This window comes from Paenibacillus sp. FSL P2-0173 (genome assembly GCF_038008045.1).
GTDB lineage: Bacteria > Bacillota > Bacilli > Paenibacillales > Paenibacillaceae > Paenibacillus > Paenibacillus polymyxa_B.
The window spans coordinates 72,610-92,108 of record NZ_JBBOYK010000003.1 but is presented as its reverse complement, the minus strand read 5'-3'; the positions used below and the strand labels follow the sequence as shown (position 1 = coordinate 92,108).

The window sequence follows — 19,499 nt, the reverse complement described above, 5'->3', positions numbered from 1 at the left end:
TACTTTCCATCTCTTCCAAATCCGTTATCTTAGGATTTTCGTATAGGAAGAGCCAGCTAGGCTGGGTGTAATAATCCTTTCGTATAAATTGCCTGCGTTATAACCAGGCCTTGCATATCGCACAAGCCCATGTACCTAATCCAGCGGGAAAAGGTCACCCCCTTTTCGATAAAATAGCTTAGCATGAAGCCCAAAATAGTTGTTTGTCGTGACGTCAGCGGGGCAATATTTATATATGCACTCATTATTCACATATGTATGCAAGTCAATTTTAAACATACCTGTTTTCAAAGAATGACGTTATCGGAAGCGTTTTAGCGAAAAAAGAAGAATTTTGTAAAATAGCTTCGAAATGTTGGTCTCTTTTTTTACTTGGCGTTAACATATGTGCTATACTGAAGGAGCAAAGGAGGCGTGCCCTATGAACTTAACAGTACGAGGTCAACAGATCGAGGTTACCGACGCTTTGAAGGACTACGTTGATAAGAAATTCAGCAGACTTGAAAAGTATTTCGATGCACCCCCGACGTCTGATGGAAGTGTAACGTTAAGCACAACCAGAGATTTGCACACTGTAGAAGTAACCATTCCTTTGCCGGGGCTTGTACTCCGTGCCGAAGACGAGAGCGATGACATGTATTCATCCATTGATGCCGTGGTAGACAAGCTTGAACGGCAAATTCGCAAGCACAAAACCAAGCTAAACCGAAAATTCCGCCAGGAAGGCAGTTTGAAAACCCTTTTTGTGGAAGATCCGGCAGGTGGCGTGGCTGTTGCTGAAGATGAGGATGTAGAACTGGATGAGCTGGAAGTCGTCCGCACCAAGCGTTTCTTATTGAAACCTATGGATGTGGAAGAAGCTATTCTTCAAATGAACATGGTTGGACATAATTTCTTTGTGTTTTCCAATATTGACAACGAAGAAGTTAACGTAGTTTACAAGCGCAATGATGGTAAATACGGTCTGATCGAACGGGAATAGCCTATGAAGTAGGAACTTTTCACATTTTAAAATGAATAGAACGATTTCGATTGAAGCATGCTTCATGGATATTAGGAAAATGAAAACAACACGAGCCTTATCCTTGCGAACCTGGCGGGATAGGGCTCTTTTATATGTTTTTTTGTAAATGTAAGGAAATTTTAACTTGGATAAGCGTAACTAAGTTGTGTATTTCGTGCGTCAATTGTTTTGGTATCTTTAACCGGATGCAAATCTGGAGGCTGCTTGTGTTGCGGCATGTCCTACAAACTGTTACAATTTATGCAAAGAACATCGCACGATGGGCTGGTACAGCCGGGCCTGTCAAACATATCGGGAATCAATTTCATCATGGACCCTTTCTTATTGTGAAATTGATTCTATTAATTGTTTTGCGCGAAAGGGGTAAACCATGCTAGGAATTGTTAAGAAAATCTTCGGAGATACCAATGAACGTGACGTCAAGCGTTTAATGAAGACGGTTGAACTGATCAATAAGATAGAGCCGGATTTCGAAAAGCTCTCGGATGAGGAGTTGCAAGCGAAGACGGCAGAATTTAAAGCTCGGGTCGAACAAGGGACTACGGCTGAAGAAATTTTGCCGGAAGCTTTTGCAACGGTTCGCGAAGCGTCAAAGCGGGTGCTGGGTAAACGTCATTATGACGTACAGATGCTCGGCGGTATTGCGCTGCATGAAGGTAAAATTGCCGAGATGAAAACCGGTGAAGGTAAAACACTGGTAGGAACACTGCCGGTTTATTTGAATGCTCTGTTGGGCAAAGGCGTGCACGTGGTTACGGTCAATGACTATTTGGCGCAACGTGACAGCGGAGAAATGGGACAGATTTATAACTTCCTGGGAATGTCCGTAGGGCTGAATTTGGCCAATATGGATCATGCCGCCAAGCAGGCAGCCTATGCTTGTGACATCACGTACGGTACAAACAACGAGTTCGGGTTCGATTATCTGCGTGATAATATGGTGCTTTACAAAGAGCAGATGGTACAACGTCCGTTGTACTTCTGTATCATTGATGAAGTCGATTCTATTCTCGTCGATGAAGCCCGTACGCCATTGATTATTTCAGGACAAGCTCAGAAATCGACAGAGCTGTATTTCGCGGCTGACCGTTTTGTGAAGAGCCTGAGTGTTGAAGAAGATTACACTCTGGATATTAAGGTGAAGTCGGTTGCTTTGACCGAAAACGGCGTATCCAAGGCCGAGAATTTCTTTGGTCTTGAAAACTTGTACGATCAGGAAAGTGTTACAATCAATCACCACATTGTACAGGCATTGAAGGCTAATGCCATTATGCGTTTGGATGTGGACTATGTCGTAGCTGACGGTGAGGTCCTGATTGTCGATGAGTTTACAGGTCGTCTGATGGCTGGACGCCGTTACAGTGATGGTCTGCATCAAGCCATTGAAGCGAAGGAAAACATCATTGTACAAAATGAAAGCATGACGCTAGCGACGATTACATTCCAAAACTATTTCCGTATGTACCGCAAATTGGCGGGGATGACGGGTACAGCGAAAACAGAAGAAGAAGAATTCAAAAAAATATATGGTCTGGAAGTACTCCAAATTCCAACGAATCGGCCTAACCAGCGTGTAGATATGCCTGACGTTGTATACAAGAGCGTAAAAGGCAAATTCCATGCAGTGGTGGATGAAATCCTGGAGCGCAACAAAAAGAACCAACCGATATTGGTAGGTACGGTTTCTATTGAAAACTCGGAGCTTCTTTCTGAAATGCTGAAACGCAAAGGCGTTCGTCACAAAGTGCTTAACGCCAAGTATCATGCTGAGGAAGCTGAGATTATTTCCCGTGCAGGTGAAGCTGGCGCAGTTACCATCGCTACCAACATGGCTGGACGCGGTACTGACATCGTACTGGGCGAAGGCGTATCAGAACTCGGTGGTTTGCACATCATCGGTACAGAACGTCATGAATCCCGTCGTATTGATAATCAGCTTCGCGGACGTGCAGGACGTCAGGGTGATCCGGGCTCCACACAGTTTTACTTATCGCTGGGCGATGAGTTAATGAAGCGTTTTGGTGCGGACAACGTGCTGAGTATGATGGAGCGTTTGGGCTTCGAGGAAGACCAACCTATCGAGAGCCGTATGATTACACGTGCTATCGAATCAGCTCAAAAACGTGTCGAAGGCAACAACTTTGATCAGCGTAAAGTTGTTCTCCAGTATGATGATGTAATGAACCAGCAGCGTGCTATTATTTACAAGCAACGCCGTGAGGTGCTGGAATCAGAGAACATCAAGGAAATTGTGTTCGACATGATCAAGCCTGTCATTGAGCGCGTAGTGGAAGCTCATTGCGGCGATGACATTCCTGAAAACTGGGAGCTTGAAGAAGTAGCAGAGTATGTGAACAACAACCTGCTTGAGGAAAATACACTTACGCGTGATGACCTGTGGGGCAAGGAAAAAGAGGAGATCGTGGATATGATCTTCGAGAAAGTTACCAACAGATACCACAGCCGTGAAGAAATGATTGGCGAAGATATGGTACGCGAGTTCGAGAAGGTTATCGTATTGCGTGCAGTCGATAGCAAATGGATGGACCATATTGATGCTATGGATCAATTGCGTCAAGGTATTCACTTGCGTGCTTACGGCGGTACCGATCCGCTGCGCGAATATCAATTTGAAGGCTTCGAAATGTTCCATGCTATGATTGCTAGCATCCAAGAGGAAGTAGCGACATACATCATGAAAGCACAAATTGAATCCAATCAAGAGCGTCAGGCTGTCATCGACGAAGACAAAATCTCGACGAGTGGTGAACCTGCAGCTCCTAAAAAGAAATCCGCTCCTTCGCGTCCGCGTAGAAAATAACGGATTGAAATTAAGGGAGAGATCTTGAGATACACTATTCCCTGCAGTGCATATAATGGCAGGCGGCAGTTCACCACTGACCGTCGGCCATTTTGTGCCATACAGGGGTGAGACTGATGTTTTCAACTTATAGGTCTCTGTTAGAGGATCAGTTTGAACATTGATGAATGGCTAGCTTGATCTCAATTCTTTTTAAACAATTATGACAAGCAAGCTGGTCTCTGCTTGTTTGTCAGTTAATTCAGTTCTTGACTCGGCTCACATACCAGAGCCGATAATTTAAAAGTCGTTTGACTCTACGGCGGTCGGCAGCGAAGCGGAGGATTTGAATCTGGAGAAGCGCCAGCGATCGTAAGATCAAATCATTCGCGCAGCGTCTCTTCACCCAGCCGTAACTCACAACGCTTTTACCCCCCTAACCCTATATTAAAAGGAGAATGTCATCATGATTGATCCAAATGTAAAACATGATTTAAGAGAAATAGGCAAGAAACTAACAAACCTTAGGGGGTCTCTTTGACTTAGATCTCAAACAGGAAATGATCTCAAACTTTGAGGAAAAGATGGCTGCGCCTGATTTTTGGGATGATAACGATAAAGCTCAAGCCGTGATCGCGGAAATGAACGCGGTTAAGTCTTCTGTAGACAGCTATGAACAGCTCCGTCAGGAATATGAGGATGCGGGGATGATGGCTGAGCTAGCTGATGAGGAAGGCGACGAAACACTGGCTGGAGAAATTGAAAATAGTATCAGATCTTTGCTGAGCAAGCTTCAAGAGTTTGAACTCCAATTGCTTTTGAATCAGCCATATGACAAGCTTAATGCCATTTTGGAGTTGCATCCGGGGGCGGGTGGAACCGAGTCGCAGGACTGGGGTCAAATGCTGCTACGGATGTATACACGCTGGGCAGAAAAACGCGGTTTTAAGGTAGAAACGCTGGATTACCTTGCGGGTGATGAAGCAGGGATCAAAAGTGTAACGCTGCTGATCAAGGGCTATAATGCTTATGGCTACCTCAAAGCAGAAAAAGGCGTGCATCGTCTCGTTCGCATTTCTCCATTTGATTCCTCGGGTCGTCGGCATACATCGTTCGTATCCTGCGATGTCGTACCGGAAATTGCGGATGATGTGGACGTTGAGATCCGGACAGAGGATCTTAAAATTGATACGTACCGGGCCAGCGGTGCAGGTGGTCAGCATATTAATACGACCGACTCAGCCGTTCGAATTACGCATCTTCCTTCCGGCATTGTGGTAACTTGTCAAAATGAGCGCTCCCAGATCAAGAACCGTGAGCAGGCAATGACGATGCTCCGTTCCAAGCTCTACGAGCGTAAGATCGAAGAGCAGCGTCAGCAATTGGACGAAATCCGCGGAGAACAGTCCGATATTGCATGGGGCAGTCAAATTCGCTCCTACGTGTTCCATCCATACAGCATGGTTAAGGATCATCGTACTAGCGTGGAAACTGGCAACGTAGGAGCTGTCATGGATGGCGATCTCGATCCGTTCATCGATGGTTACCTGCGCAGCCAAATTAAGCTGGACGCAGAATAATAGCCTGTACGTTTTCCTACAGTCTGCAGACCATGTGCCTGCGGACTGTAGGAATTTTTGTGTAACGGTATTTTTAACTAAAGGAGAACACGAATGATGTCTCAATTGAATCCCCCCGCTGCCCGCCGAAGACGCCGTAAGCCTCTGATTGCCGCCAGCGGACCCGCACGCAACGTGACCGACATTTTGCTGATTATACTCGGCTCTTTCATTACAGCGCTGACCTTTAACATGTTCTTGCTTCCAAACCGGATTGCATCCGGGGGTGTATCGGGCTTGTCTATCTTGGGTGAGGACCTGTTTGGCCTGGAACCAGCCTATACGCAGTGGGGAATGAATATTCCGTTATTTATAGCAGGGGTCCTGCTGTTAGGGAAAAAATACGGTTTGCGTTCTTTACTGGGAAGTATTATGCTGCCGCTATTCGTTTATGTCACGAAGGACTGGGCAGTTCCGACAACAAATCCGTTGCTGGCTTCGCTATATGGTGGAATCGGAGTAGGGTTGGGTTTGGGGACTGTATTTCGGGGCAGGGGCTCGACGGGTGGACTGGCTATTTTGGCGCAGATTATTCAAAAGTATACGGGCTTTAGTCTTTCTCTCTGTGTCATGTTGATGGATGGCACGGTGATTACACTGGCTGGTTTCGCCCTCTCGCCGGAACGTGCGCTGTATGCGTTGATTGGCTTGTTTGTAACTGGTAAGGTCATTGATGCTGTGGAAATGGGACTGAGCTACTCCAAAGTAGCTTACATCATATCCAATCAGAAAGAAACGATCACGCAGGCTATTTTGCAGGATTTGGACCGAGGATTGACAGAGCTGGCAGGGCGGGGTGGTTACACGAACGAAGAACGTCCTGTTCTTATGGTTGTAGTCGGACAAAACGAGGTAACTCGCCTCAAGACGCTCGTCCGCTTGGTAGACCCGGAAGCTTTTGTGATTATTAGTAATACTCGTGAGGTATTGGGTGAAGGGTTTAAGAAGGAAAGCTAAAACAAAGGGGCCTGTCTGAGACTTGCTCTTAACTGAATCAATGCAGGAGAGCCCACTAATGTAGTAGGCTCCTCTCTCTTTTAGAATAGCTTTACTAGATTCTTTTTACTAATCGTTCAAGCCAATTTGCCGGTTGTCCTTGATTGAAATACGAGGTTAGCGTTCCTCTTACCCCTGTTTTGACCATAAATAGACCGCCTGCTAATGGTTGATCGGCACTATCATTATCTTGAGCAGTCGTAATATATAACTCATCCAGATGTTCACCGCCAAAAGCACACGAAGTCACACAATTGACGGGGAGTGACACCTCAGCAATCACTTCTCCATGAGCAGGATGGATACGGGAGACACGTTTACCACCCCATCGCGCGACCCACAACATGCCCTCTGCATCGATTGTCATGCCATCTGGATACCCTTCACTTTCATCCAATCTAGCCACCAGTTGCTTATTCCTAATCGTGCCTTGTGCCACATCGTAATCGAAGGAGACGACCTCCAATGTTGGAGTATCAATGTAATACATTGTACGATGATCTGCGCTCCAGGCTAATCCATTAGATATGGAAGCTTTATCAACCAGTAAGGAGACATTGCCTTTTGTGCTCAGACTATACAATGCTCCTTGCGCGTGTTCGCCATTTAGGCTCATTGTTCCTGCTAAAAAACGTCCTGTAGGATCGCATTTTCCATCATTAAAACGATTACCTAGTTTACCTTCCTCAGGATCATGGATCAATACTTTGGCCCCTGTCTCAATATCCAAACAATATAGACCGCTAATCAGCGCTACGATCACTTTATTTTTGAGATAAGGTACAACTGCACCAATATGTTCACCAACCTCTATTGTACGATCTGTGCACGTAGAAGGATCATAGATATGCAATTGAAAACCTTCAATATCGACCCAAAATAAACGCTGAAACCGCTGATCCCAGCTGGGACCCTCGCCTAACTTTGCCTTTGCATCTATAACGATATTCGCTGTATATGTTTCGATGTGTAGCACCCCTAACGTTTAAGTTTATTTTCGACCCCAATTATCCGCTTCAGCGGCTCCTCTGCGCAGATTCACTAGATGCAGCCCATGTGACTCCCTTCATGTTCAACAAGTTCATAAAGTGCAGCAAACGGCCAATCGAGATGAATACCAATATATGAGATAATTTAAAGGGAATATCCCCCCCCTTTTCTTTATGCAAAACGGCAGACTGTATTCAAGAGACTCTCTGTCTATTTTTTATTTCCTTTATTATAGCTCGTACAGCTTGTCCGTCAAAAGAATAGACAAGAGCGCATATTTTAAATTTGGAGGAATAACATGACATGAGGTGTTGTATTTATATGAATAGAGTCGTATAATAATACATATTTCATAGGAACGGAATGGAGGAAGGTCTGTGAGCAGCAAGTTAAAAGTGGCAATTGTCGGTTCCACCGGGTATGGCGGGGTGGAGCTGATTCGTTTTTTGGTTCATCATCCGCAAGTAGAGATTGTATCTGTTATTTCTTCGTCCAGCGCGGGTGTCCCAATCAGTGACGGGTTTCCACATCTAACGGACATTGTGGTGCAGGATTTGGACGGTGTCGAAGTCCACGAAATTGCTGCCAAGGCCGATCTGGTTTTCACTGCTACGCCATCGGGCGTTAGTACCAAGTTAGTGCCGCAGCTTCTTGATGCAGGACTGAAAGTCATTGACCTTTCCGGGGACTTCAGGCTTCGAAGCGGGGAAACGTATGAAGCATGGTATAAAAAGCCTGCGGCTTCACCCGAGTATCTCAAGCAAGCGGTATACGGACTCAGTGAGGTGTATGCAGAAAAGCTGGCGGGCGTTTCTTTTATTTCAAATCCAGGCTGTTATCCGACCGCAACATTGCTGGGGATTATTCCTGCGCTGAAAGCGGATTGGATTGACCATCGGTCGCTGATTGTGGATGCCAAATCCGGTGTATCCGGCTCGGGTAGGGGAACAAGTCTTGTTTCGCATTATGCGGAAATGAACGAGAATTTCAAGGCTTATAAGGTGAATAAGCACCAGCACATCCCTGAGATCGAACAGGTACTAGGTGATATTGCGGGCGAGGACGTTACGATTACGTTTACGACACAACTTGTTCCCATGACCCGAGGAATTATGAGTACAATTTATGTCACGCTGAAGGGTGACCATACAGATCAGGATCTTATCGGGTTATACCGGGATTATTATAAAGGGCATCCTTTTGTCCGTGTACGTGGCGAAGGTATATGGCCAGCAACGAAGGAAGTATTGGGTTCGAATTACTGCGACATCGGTTTTGCAGCAGATGCCCGAACCGGGCGTCTTACGATTATTTCTGTCATTGATAATGTTGTGAAGGGTGCAGCTGGACAGGCGATTCAGAATTTAAATTTGATGATGGGATGGGAGGAGACCCTCGGGCTGGGCTTCATACCGGTATATCCGTAAGTAGCAAGTAACCGCAACAAGATGCAGGAAACGTCAGCGAGCGGAATTTCGAATACAGGCAGCTGCCATTCATCGAATATGTTGCGAACGAGGGCACATAATTATGGGCAAAGTAGAGTTTACAGTAGTAAACGGGGGGAACATTGTAACTCCGCGTGGCTTTACAGCCGGGGGATTACACTGCGGACTAAAAAATTCGAACCGCAACGATATGGGCGCGATTCGTTGTGAGGTAGAGGCGACAGCTGCTGCGGTGTACACCACCAATGTGTTTCAAGCTGCACCGCTGAAGGTGACCCGCGAGAGCTTGGCAGATGGTCGATTGCAGGCAGTAGTGGTGAACAGCGGGAACGCCAATGCCTGTACGGGACAGCAAGGGGAGCAGGATGCCTACGCTATGCGTTCGGCTGCGGCTCGTGAACTGGGTGTTGCTGAGAGCAATGTAGCCGTCGCCTCGACGGGCGTGATCGGCGAGCATTTGAAAATGGATCGTGTGCTTGGCGGAATATCCTCCTTACCTGACCGTATGAACGGGGCAAACGATGGAGCGGAGCAATTTACCCAAGCCATTCTGACAACGGATTTGGTTAAAAAGGAAGCATGTGTGGCGGTTGAGGTGGACGGTGTGACCGTACACATCGCCGGGGCGGCCAAGGGATCGGGCATGATACATCCGAATATGGCAACGATGCTCGCTTTTATGACCTGTGATGCAGTGATCGGACAGACGGCGCTTCATCAACTATTAAAGCAGGCAACGGATACCAGCTTTAATATGATTACGGTGGATGGGGATACGAGCACGAACGATATGCTAATCGCCATGGCGAGCGGACTGGCTGGCAACCGTGAGCTGCACGTAGGGCATCCCGATTGGGACGCTTTTGCCGAGGCGTTCACCTATATCTGCCGAGAGCTGGCGAAGGCAATTGCTCGCGATGGAGAGGGTGCTACGAAGCTGGTAGAGGTGTCTGTAAGCGGAGCGGTAAGCGATGCGTCCGCCCAAGCGATAGCCAAGACAGTGGTTGGGTCCAGTCTGGTCAAGTCGGCCGTTTTCGGAGCAGATGCGAATTGGGGACGGATTATTGCGGCCGTAGGGCGTGCCGGAGAACCTGTTAATCCAGATACGGTAGATATTCGCTTGGGTGATATTGTTGTGCTAAGCCAATCGAGTCCGGTCGCTTTTGGCGAAGAAGAGGCGCTAGCCTATTTGCGGGGAGATACGGTGCAGATTATTGTTGATTTGCATCACGGGAACGGAACCGCTACAGCATGGGGCTGTGACCTAACCTATGATTATGTGCGGATTAACGCAGCTTATCGGACATAGGTACCAGAATAAAATACGGATTGAATAAGGATAGTAGTTGTTAGAAGCAACGAGCGGATGGAAGTCCAGTATCATTTGAAAATGGCACGGATATGCAGAGAAGAAAAGGAGAGATGATATGCAATCGGCAGTGGAACACGCGGATCAAGCGAATCATGCGGGAGTGGCACGTCGTAATTTTGTGATGAAATGCGGAGGAAGTACGCTGGCTGCGTTACCTGATTCCTTTTTTGAAGATTTGGCGCGTTTGCAGTCGGAAGGTCTTCAACCTGTCATTGTACATGGCGGTGGCCCTGCCATTTCCGACAACTTGGCGAAGCTGGGGATCGAAACAGAGTTTATTCATGGATTACGCAAAACGACTGAACCCGTGCTAGATGTCGTGGAAATGGTACTGGCTGGCAGCATTAACAAGCAGATTGTACGTAGAATAGGGATGCATGGGGGCCGAGCGTTGGGGTTGTCAGGCAGTGATGGCTATTTAATCGAAGCCAAGCCTGTGTCGAATGCCGCTGAGGTCGGTTGGGTCGGAGAGGTAACATCCGTTCAAGCCTCGATTATTACAGGTGTACTGGATATGGACTATATGCCTGTTATTGCACCCATCGGGATTGATCGATCGGGTCAGCGTTACAACATTAATGCGGATACAGCGGCGGGTGCGGTAGCCTCTCATCTGGGGGTCAGTCGGATGATCGTCGTTACAGATGTACCAGGCATATTGAAGAAGTATGGCGGAGAAAAGAGAGTGCTGGATTCTATCACCGTACAGGAGATTGAGGATATGATCAGCACAGGTGAAATATACGGTGGTATGATCCCGAAAGTGAGAGCGGCTATTGCCTGTATCCACGGCAAAGTGAAGGAAGTCGTCATTGTGAACGGTAGCGAACCGCAGGTACTAAGCCGTGTGCTGGGCGGAGAATCGATTGGAACACGCATCGTGCGTATGCAGTAATTACAATATATAGCTCGACCTATATAACCAAACGATAAAGGAGCGTGAACATAATGAGTAAGGAACCGAATACGCTGGTGAGCGAGGAAATGCCAAGTGCGGATGGAAGCGGAGTGCAAACGGAAAAGGTGTCGGCAAAAGCGCAGACAGAAAGCTCCCTTTTTCCAACCTACGCAAGATACCCGCTTACACTGGTAAAAGGACAAGGAAGCTGGCTGTGGGATGATCAGGGCAAGCGTTATCTGGATTTCATGTCAGGCATTGCCGTTACCAATCTCGGCCATGCGCCTCAAGCAGTAGCTGAGCGATTGAAAAAACAGATCGATGAATTGTGGCATGTATCCAATCTGTTTCATATTCCGGGGCAAGAACGAGCCGCTGCCTTGCTGACAGCCAATAGCAGCGCGGATGCTGTGTTTTTCTGCAACAGCGGGGCCGAAGCGAACGAAGCTGCAATTAAGCTGGCGCGTCGTTACCACCAGAAGGTAAAGCAGACCGGTCGCTACGAAATCATTACGTTCACGCAATCCTTTCACGGACGGACGCTGGCAACCTTGACTGCTACGGGTCAGGACAAAGTTAAAGAGGGTTTTTTACCGCTTCCTGCTGGGTTCAAAAGTGTTCCGCTTCATGATCAGACGGCGCTTGAAGCAGCCATCAGTGAGCATACGGCGGCAATTATGCTGGAAATGGTGCAGGCCGAAGGTGGCATGTATCCGGTAGACCCTGCTTTCGTAGATGTGATCACAAAGTTGTGCCGCGAGCATGGTTTGCTGCTGATCATTGACGAGGTACAAACAGGTATGGGACGGACGGGCAAACTGTTTTCCTTTGAGCATTATGGTATAGAGCCGGATATCTTTACATTGGCGAAAGGACTGGGCAGTGGTTTCTCTGTGGGTGCGATGCTAGGCAAAGGATATTTGCGTGAAGCGTTCACAGCGGGCAGTCATGGTTCTACCTTTGGAGGTACGCCACTTGCTATGGCAGCGGTTCAAGCTACTATTGAAACGATTATTGATGACAAGCTACCAGAACGTGCAGCTGAGATGGGAGATTACCTTTTCCATAGTCTGCAAAAGCAGCTTGGAGATAGTCCTTTTGTAAAGGATATCCGTGGAAAAGGTCTGATGGTCGGTATTGAGTGTGCAGAACCGGTAGCGGAGCTTGTTTTGGCAGGACAGAAGAAGGGGATTCTGTTCATTACAGCAGGACCGAACGTGATTCGTCTGTTGCCTAACTTGTATGTAACGAAAGACGAAATAGATCAGGCTGTAACATTGATTGCTGAATTGATTCGGGAGCATGTGGCTTAGTGTAAAGGCCAAATCATCCTAGACTAGAGTACAAAAGGAGACGATAGCATGAGCCAGGGCGGCGCACTGCAGCAGATGAATTTGAAGGGGCGGGACTTCCTGGAACTGGACGATTACTCTTCAGAGGAAATCCAGTATTTAATTGATCTCGCCATTGAAATTAAGCGTAAGCACAAAAACGGAGAAACCTATCAGCCGCTAAAAGGGAAAACGCTCGGACTGATTTTCGAAAAATCCTCTACACGTACACGGGTATCTTTCGAAGTCGGTATGTATCAATTGGGTGGGCATGCTCTTTTCCTCAGCAAAAATGACATTCAACTGGGACGCGGCGAACCGATTAGCGACATGGCTCAAGTCATGTCACGTTATCTAGATGGCATTATGATTCGTACCTTTGGGCACGATAATGTTGTAGAGTTGGCACGTTATGCGTCCGTTCCTGTGATCAATGGATTGAGTGATTTAGCTCATCCGTGCCAAGTGCTAGCTGATTATCAAACCTTGTATGAGCAAAAGGGTAAGCTAAAAGGGCTCAAATTGGCTTACATCGGAGACGGTAACAATATGGCTCATTCCCTCTTGATTGGGGGAGCGAAGCTTGGAGTGCATGTGTCCATCGCAAGTCCAGCTGGATACGAGCCTGACCCGAGTGTGGTCGCAGCTTCCCGTGAAATTGCCAAACAGACAGGTAGTGAGATCGTTATAACCCAAAGTCCGCAGGAAGCAGTACAAAATGCGGATGCGATCTACACAGATGTGTGGGCGAGCATGGGCTTTGAGGAAGAGCAGAAGGAGCGGGAGCTTGCTTTTGCCGACTTCCAGGTGAATGAGGAGCTGGTCAAGCTGGCGAAGCCGGATTATTTATTCCTGCACTGTCTCCCTGCGCATCGTGGGGAAGAAGTGAGCGCAGGCGTAATCGATGGTCCGAATTCGGTCATTTTTGATGAAGCGGAGAATCGTCTGCATGCGCAAAAAGCGCTGTTAGTTGCTTTAATGGCTTAAGATTGATAGGTATTGATAGGTAAAGAAGATAAAGGTAAGCAATCGGGGAGGACTTCAACAATGGCAAAAGAAAAAATCGTACTCGCATATTCCGGCGGTCTGGATACGTCGGTCATTCTGAAATGGCTCAAAGAAACTTATGATGCTGAAATCATCGCATTCACCGCAGATATCGGTCAAAAGGAAGAACTGGACGGTTTGGAGGAAAAAGCACTCGCTACGGGGGCCTCCAAAGTGTACATTGATGATCTGCGTGATGAATTCGCCAAGGATTTTATCTATCCGATGTTCCAGGCGGGTGCTTTATATGAAGGACAATATTTGCTCGGAACGAGTATTGCACGTCCATTGATCGCTAAGCGGATGGTCGATATTGCGATTGCCGAGGGAGCAACAGCCATTGCTCACGGGGCAACAGGCAAAGGTAACGATCAGGTGCGCTTCGAGCTGAACGCGGCGGCGTTGACGCCGGATATCAAGGTGATCGCACCTTGGCGGCTGGAAGAGTTCCGCAATCAGTTCCCGGGCCGTGCAGAAATGATTGCCTATGCGGAAAAACACGATATTCCGGTAACTGCTTCTGCAGCCAAGCCATACTCCATGGACCGTAATCTGCTGCATATCAGCTATGAAAGCGGTGTGCTGGAGGACCCTTGGTTTGATCCAAGTGCTCCTGAAAATAAAGAAATGTTCTTGCTCAGCAACGCGCCTGAAGACGCTCCTGATGAAGCAGAATATTTGGAGTTGGAATTTGAAGCAGGTAACTGCGTCGCTTTGAACGGAGAACAGCTAAATCCACTGCAAGTGATGGAAAAACTGAATGAACTGGGCGGCAAACATGGTATCGGACGTGTGGATATGGTGGAGAACCGTTTTGTTGGTATGAAGAGTCGGGGAGTCTATGAGACGCCGGGCGGTACGATCCTGTTCACAGCTCACCGTAAAATGGAATCTATCACGATGGATCGCGAGGTTATGAATCTGCGTGATAGTCTGATTACCCGTTATGCTACCTTGGTTTACAACGGTTTCTGGTTCGCACCGGAACGTGTCGCTTTGCAGGCTCTGGTTCATGAGAGTCAGAAAAATGTCAGTGGTACCGTGCGCGTGAAGCTGTACAAAGGCAACATTATCGGCGCAGGCGTTAAAAGTCCAGTTAGCTTGTACAACCCGGACATTGCGACCATGGAAGCCGATCCGACACAAGCCTACGATCAAGGTGATGCAACAGGCTTTATCCGTTTGAATGCTCTGCGTTTGAAGGTCAACGCGGGTGTAACACAAAATCATAAATAATGATGTAACCTAAAAAATGTACGGGATGCGGGCCGTTCTTGTCCAAACGACGAGGGCGGCTTGTATTGCAGAGAGGGGATCATGCAATGAGTAAGCTATGGGGCGGACGGTTTACGAAGCAAACGAACAAACTGGTAGAGGAATATACGGCTTCTATCGGGTTTGATCAGGCGTTGGCGGAAGAAGATATTCAAGGCAGTTTGGCTCATGTGGCCATGCTGGGGAAATGTGGAATTATTCCGCAGGAGGATGCAGACACGATCAAGGAAGGACTACACACGGTCCTAGAGCGTATCCGCCGTGGGGAAATTGAATTTTCTGTTTCGGATGAGGATATTCACATGAATATCGAAAAAAATCTAATCGAGGCCATTGGTCCGGTCGGGGGTAAGCTGCACACTGGGCGTAGTCGTAACGATCAGGTAGCAACGGATATGCACTTGTATTTGCGCGGACGTGTGGTATCGCTGGTGGGTATGCTGCATGATGTACAAGCTGCATTAATCGGGCAGGCAAAGGATAATCTGGACACGATTGTACCTGGATACACACACTTGCAGCGTGCGCAGCCTATTTTATTTGCACATCATCTGCTGGCGTATGTGTCTATGCTGGAGCGTGATATTGACCGACTCAAAGACAGCTACAAGCGGATTAACGTGTTGCCGCTCGGTGCTGGCGCTTTGGCCGGGACCACTTTTCCGATCGACCGTCATTTTGTAGCCGAGCAACTGGGATTTGATGGCGTATATGAAAATAGCCTGGATGCCGTCAGCGACCGGGATTTTATCGTAGAGTTCCTGGCTGGCGCCTCGCTGATTATGACGCATTTGTCTCGTCTGAGCGAAGAATTGGTGCTATGGAGCAGCACGGAGTTTGGTTTTATCGAGCTGGATGATGCTTTTTGCACAGGCAGCAGCATTATGCCGCAGAAGAAAAACCCGGACGTACCGGAGTTGGTACGTGGTAAAACCGGACGTGTCTATGGAAACCTCATGGGCTTGTTGACAGTACTGAAATCCTTGCCGCTGGCATACAACAAGGACATGCAGGAGGACAAGGAAGGGATGTTCGATACCGTTGCCACGCTGGAAGGAGCCTTGCAACTGTTCGCACCGATGATCGCCACGATGAAGGTGAACAAGGATCGCATGCGTCAAGCGGTCAACCAGGATTTCTCCAATGCAACTGATATTGCGGACTTTTTGGTCGGCAAAGGGCTTCCGTTCCGTCAGGCGCATGAGGTCATTGGCAAAACCGTGCTGTATTGCATCCAGCATGGAAAATATTTGCTTGATCTGACACTGGACGAATTTCAGCAGTTTTCGGATCTGTTCGACGATCGTATTTATGAGGTGCTTCAACCAGAAGCGGTAGTTAATGCACGGAATGTATATGGCGGAACCGCTACTGGGCAGGTACAGGCAGCCATTGGGCGCAGTGAACAGCTCCTGGCGAATACATCAACATGGTTTGAAGGGCACAAGCCGAAAAATTAATCAGTAAAGAAAGATATTATTGTCTTGCACAGTAGCGGGATGCTGTGTAAAATCAGATTTTAAGGAATTAGCAATCTAGGTTTCAAAGGCACCGTTCGCGGTGTCTTTTGTGCTTTTTGAGGTATTTGTTTTATTCATGATCCCAATGATCATGAAATGCATAGATTTCCTGGAAGGTATTTTTCATAGCATTTATTTTATAGTTCTAAATACCTACTAATACGCTAGTGTGAAAGTTTCTAGAATTTACATTTTTGTATACTACGCCTACGATGATTATGGTAGAATAGCACTAAGTTTTTCATTGAATTACCAATTCAATAGGACAAGAACTATATTCAATAAATAAATGTCAAGTTACTAGAGGCACTTTTGATTAGGACAATTTCATAAATGTGTAAATGAAGGGCTTGAATGAGAACATAGGTATGTCCTGGTTTCGGGAGAATGGCAAGTAAAAGCTCTAAAGTCGATGTAGCTGAAGGCAGAGTCGGGATGATCTAGGGAGGTATTATGAGAACTAAAAGGACGGCGCGTCAGTTAAAGAGCGCTTGGTTCGGTTATCGCGCTTCTGAAGCCGATCAACTGATATCTTCATTGCATGAGGAACGGGTGCAAGCGGAGGAGTTACTGCGTGAGGAGCGGGAACTTTTCCACGCGGCGCTGGAACGGAAAAAGCAGCGGGATGCGGAGTTAAAGCAGCTGCTTGCGGATGCGCTTGCGGAAGAGCGGCGCTGGATTGAAAGGGCGGGAATTCATGGGTGACAAGCTTAGGTGGCAGGTTGGAGGAGTTTCAATTCGCCAAACCAAGAGAAGAATAAAAGAAGAGCGTCAGCGAATCGAACAACTGCAACAACAGCTAGAGGCTCAGCGGTTAGAGCAGGCCCCGGTGCTGTACAAGCTTGATTTTCATATTGAAGAGTTAGAACGGCGACTTCAGGATACAGAACTTCGTATCCAGGCGATACAGAACGCCAATGATACAGCAGCAGCTGTGGAACAATTGCTGGATGAAGGGATACAGGATGGACAGGTGCAGGAGGCTCAAGTCCAATATGCCTCTGGGCAGGAACAGACAGCAGCAGGAGCTGCTATGGGCGCTGGTTCCAGTATCCCTGGTACGGAAGGCGAAGAGGCGGCAACAGGAACGCAGAGTGGACGAAACGGCAAGGCCCGTCTGGGGGATCAACTGGTGGAGAACGGGATGATCACCCGCGATCAGCTGACAGATGCCATCCGTAACCAGAAGCGTTACGGTGGCAGGTTGGGTGATATTCTTGTAGAGATGGGCTTCATTACAGCCGAGCAGCTCCAAGAGCAGGTTGACGGCGACGAGTCCAAGGAGCGCCTAGGCGATATGCTGGTTCGTTCCGGCTATATATTACCGGAACAACTGGAGCGCGCACTGGAGTTCCAGGCGAAGAGCGGCGGGCTGCTCGGCGACATCTTGCTGTCATTGCAAATGCTGGAACCTGCGGATTTGTACCGCGCGATTGCTACACAGAACCGAATCGGGCGCATTGGTGAGGAGCTGGCGCTGGATGCGGCGTACAAACTACCCGAGCAAGTGGCAATGGCTTATGGCGTGGTCGTCATCCATCAGTATATGAACCGATATATTGTGGCGGTTAGCGATCCGTTGCCAGAAGAGCGACGCTTGAAGCTGGAGGAAATCCTGGGTATGCCGGTAGAGCAGGTGCTTGCTACGAAGGAAGAGATGGAGCAGCTCTGGGGTAAAATCTACGGTGAAGAAATGATGCAGGAGAGCACGACTGGGCTATTGGAAAAAGAACCGCACAATTCGGCGCGGACGACTTTTACAAAGGGACAACTTTGGGTGTTCGCAGCTATGGGTATGATTACACTGCTCGGTCTCTTGTGGAACAGTTGGAAAACGGTGTTGATCATCAATATGATGATTCAGCTGTTTTATTTTGCGATGACGCTATTTAAATTTGGCATTATTTATCTCGGTTCCCGGCGTGGGGCGCAGCTTCGTTTTACGAAGGAAGAGGTTGACGCCATGGATGAAAAGAAACTGCCGATCTATACCATTCTTGTACCTATGTATAAGGAGGCGGGCGTGCTTCCGATGTTGTTGCGGAATTTGGAGCAGCTGGATTATCCAAAGTCCAAGCTGGACGTGCGGCTGCTGATTGAAGAGGATGACATTGAGACGATCGAGCTACTTCGTGAAATGAAGCTGCCGGCCTATTACACGACACTGGTCGTTCCAGACGGTTTGCCGAAAACCAAGCCGAAGGCATGTAATTATGGACTTATTCGGGCACGTGGCGAGTTTGTCGTGATTTACGATGCTGAGGATCGTCCCGACGCTGATCAGCTTAAAAAGGTCATTGCAGCGTTCGATTCACTCCCTGAGCATTATGCATGTATTCAAGCGAAGCTCAACTACTTTAATAGTACACAAAATTTGCTGACCCGCTGGTTCACTCAAGAATACAGTATGTGGTTCGAGTTACTGCTGCCGGGTATTATGCAGTTAGATACCCCAATTCCTTTAGGCGGCACATCCAATCATTTTCGGGTATCTGTATTGAAAGATATTAATGCGTGGGACCCCTACAATGTAACCGAGGATGCCGATCTGGGCATACGTCTGTATAAAGGCGGCTACAAAACTGCTATTGTCGATTCCCGCACATGGGAGGAAGCTAACAGCCGCGTGGGCAACTGGATTCGTCAGCGGTCACGCTGGATCAAGGGGTATATGCAGACATGGCTGGTTCATATGCGCAATCCGGTTAAGCTGGTGCGCGAAGTGGGCTGGAAGGGCTTTTTCGGCTTTCAGGTGATGATTTTGGCAACTCCGATGTTGCCGTTGCTGAATCCGATTTTTTGGGGCTTGCTTATTTTATGGTTTGGCTGGGAATTATCCTTTATTCCCAAGCTGTTCCCGGGGTATGTGTATTACCTGGCCAGCGCGGAATTTTATATCGGTAACTTTCTGTTCGTATTCAGTAACGTGGCCGGAATGTATTGGGTCATCGGGGAACTGGAAGAGCGCGGTGAACGAACATTTTCATACGCGATGGTCAAATATGGGCTACTCTCGCCGTTATATTGGGTACTTATGAGTATAGCTGCGGTGAAAGCCGCTTGGCAGCTCATTACCAAGCCGTTCTATTGGGAGAAGACGACACATGGTCTGACCGATATGCACGACTTGGATGATACCCCGGCACAGTCCTCCTGAATATGAAGAAAGAAGGAGCAAG

At 47.8% G+C, this 19,499-nt stretch carries 14 protein-coding genes; 13 read left to right on the top strand and 1 reads right to left on the bottom strand.

Annotation, left to right across the window (positions count from 1 at the left end; translation table 11 throughout):
* Positions 1 to 421 precede the first annotated feature (421 nt).
* From hpf to MKX30_RS16685, 4 genes are all read left to right on the top strand, one after another.
* Positions 422 to 982: a ribosome hibernation-promoting factor, HPF/YfiA family gene (gene hpf, locus MKX30_RS16700; RefSeq protein WP_023990642.1), complete on the top strand. Its 561-nt coding sequence runs from the start codon at positions 422 to 424 to the stop codon at positions 980 to 982.
* A gap of 412 nt (positions 983 to 1,394) precedes the next feature.
* Positions 1,395 to 3,845, top strand: coding sequence for a preprotein translocase subunit SecA (secA, locus tag MKX30_RS16695; protein ID WP_023990640.1), 2,451 nt, complete (start codon positions 1,395 to 1,397; stop codon positions 3,843 to 3,845).
* A 445-nt stretch (positions 3,846 to 4,290) separates the two neighbouring features.
* Positions 4,291 to 5,404, top strand: a protein-coding gene (prfB, locus tag MKX30_RS16690; RefSeq protein WP_103744773.1) for a peptide chain release factor 2 whose coding sequence is annotated in 2 segments (ribosomal slippage) — positions 4,291 to 4,362 and positions 4,364 to 5,404 — 1,113 coding nt in all. Because the reading frame shifts where the segments join, the coding sequence is not laid out codon by codon here.
* 96 nt (positions 5,405 to 5,500) lie between these two features.
* Complete coding sequence (locus MKX30_RS16685; RefSeq protein ID WP_023990638.1) at positions 5,501 to 6,400, top strand: YitT family protein; 900 nt, start codon at positions 5,501 to 5,503, stop codon at positions 6,398 to 6,400.
* A gap of 94 nt (positions 6,401 to 6,494) precedes the next feature.
* On the opposite strand, the gene MKX30_RS16680 is transcribed toward MKX30_RS16685, so the two are convergent.
* Positions 6,495 to 7,415, bottom strand: coding sequence for an SMP-30/gluconolactonase/LRE family protein (locus MKX30_RS16680; RefSeq protein ID WP_013312255.1), 921 nt, complete (start codon positions 7,413 to 7,415; stop codon positions 6,495 to 6,497).
* A gap of 391 nt (positions 7,416 to 7,806) precedes the next feature.
* Here MKX30_RS16680 and argC point away from each other — a divergent pair, with 391 nt between their 5' ends.
* The 9 genes from argC (at position 7,807) to MKX30_RS16635 (ending at position 19,477) form a co-directional block, all read left to right on the top strand.
* Positions 7,807 to 8,856, top strand: a complete 1,050-nt coding sequence (gene argC / locus MKX30_RS16675) for an N-acetyl-gamma-glutamyl-phosphate reductase (protein ID WP_023990636.1) — start codon at positions 7,807 to 7,809, stop codon at positions 8,854 to 8,856.
* 103 nt (positions 8,857 to 8,959) lie between these two features.
* The gene (argJ, locus tag MKX30_RS16670; protein WP_028542130.1) at positions 8,960 to 10,186 is read left to right on the top strand and encodes a bifunctional glutamate N-acetyltransferase/amino-acid acetyltransferase ArgJ; all 1,227 of its coding nucleotides are present in this window, start codon (positions 8,960 to 8,962) and stop codon (positions 10,184 to 10,186) included.
* 118 nt (positions 10,187 to 10,304) lie between these two features.
* Positions 10,305 to 11,144 carry an acetylglutamate kinase gene (argB, locus tag MKX30_RS16665; protein ID WP_025723996.1) on the top strand — a complete coding sequence of 280 codons (840 nt, stop codon included), beginning with the start codon at positions 10,305 to 10,307 and terminating at the stop codon, positions 11,142 to 11,144.
* A gap of 53 nt (positions 11,145 to 11,197) precedes the next feature.
* Positions 11,198 to 12,460 carry an acetylornithine transaminase gene (locus MKX30_RS16660; RefSeq protein WP_053326224.1) on the top strand — a complete coding sequence of 421 codons (1,263 nt, stop codon included), beginning with the start codon at positions 11,198 to 11,200 and terminating at the stop codon, positions 12,458 to 12,460.
* A gap of 48 nt (positions 12,461 to 12,508) precedes the next feature.
* Complete coding sequence (gene argF, locus MKX30_RS16655) at positions 12,509 to 13,465, top strand: ornithine carbamoyltransferase (protein WP_023990632.1); 957 nt, start codon at positions 12,509 to 12,511, stop codon at positions 13,463 to 13,465.
* 60 nt (positions 13,466 to 13,525) lie between these two features.
* A complete protein-coding gene (locus MKX30_RS16650; RefSeq protein WP_013312249.1) occupies positions 13,526 to 14,761 on the top strand; it encodes an argininosuccinate synthase in 1,236 nt (411 codons plus the stop codon).
* 86 nt (positions 14,762 to 14,847) lie between these two features.
* Positions 14,848 to 16,260 carry an argininosuccinate lyase gene (gene argH / locus MKX30_RS16645; protein ID WP_028542127.1) on the top strand — a complete coding sequence of 471 codons (1,413 nt, stop codon included), beginning with the start codon at positions 14,848 to 14,850 and terminating at the stop codon, positions 16,258 to 16,260.
* A gap of 513 nt (positions 16,261 to 16,773) precedes the next feature.
* Complete coding sequence (locus MKX30_RS16640; RefSeq protein ID WP_023990629.1) at positions 16,774 to 17,025, top strand: hypothetical protein; 252 nt, start codon at positions 16,774 to 16,776, stop codon at positions 17,023 to 17,025.
* On the top strand, positions 17,018 to 19,477 hold the full coding sequence (locus MKX30_RS16635; protein WP_053326222.1) for a glycosyltransferase family 2 protein: 2,460 nt from the start codon (positions 17,018 to 17,020) through the stop codon (positions 19,475 to 19,477). Before MKX30_RS16640 ends, MKX30_RS16635 begins: the two co-directional genes overlap by 8 nt.
* Positions 19,478 to 19,499: the final 22 nt, after the last annotated feature.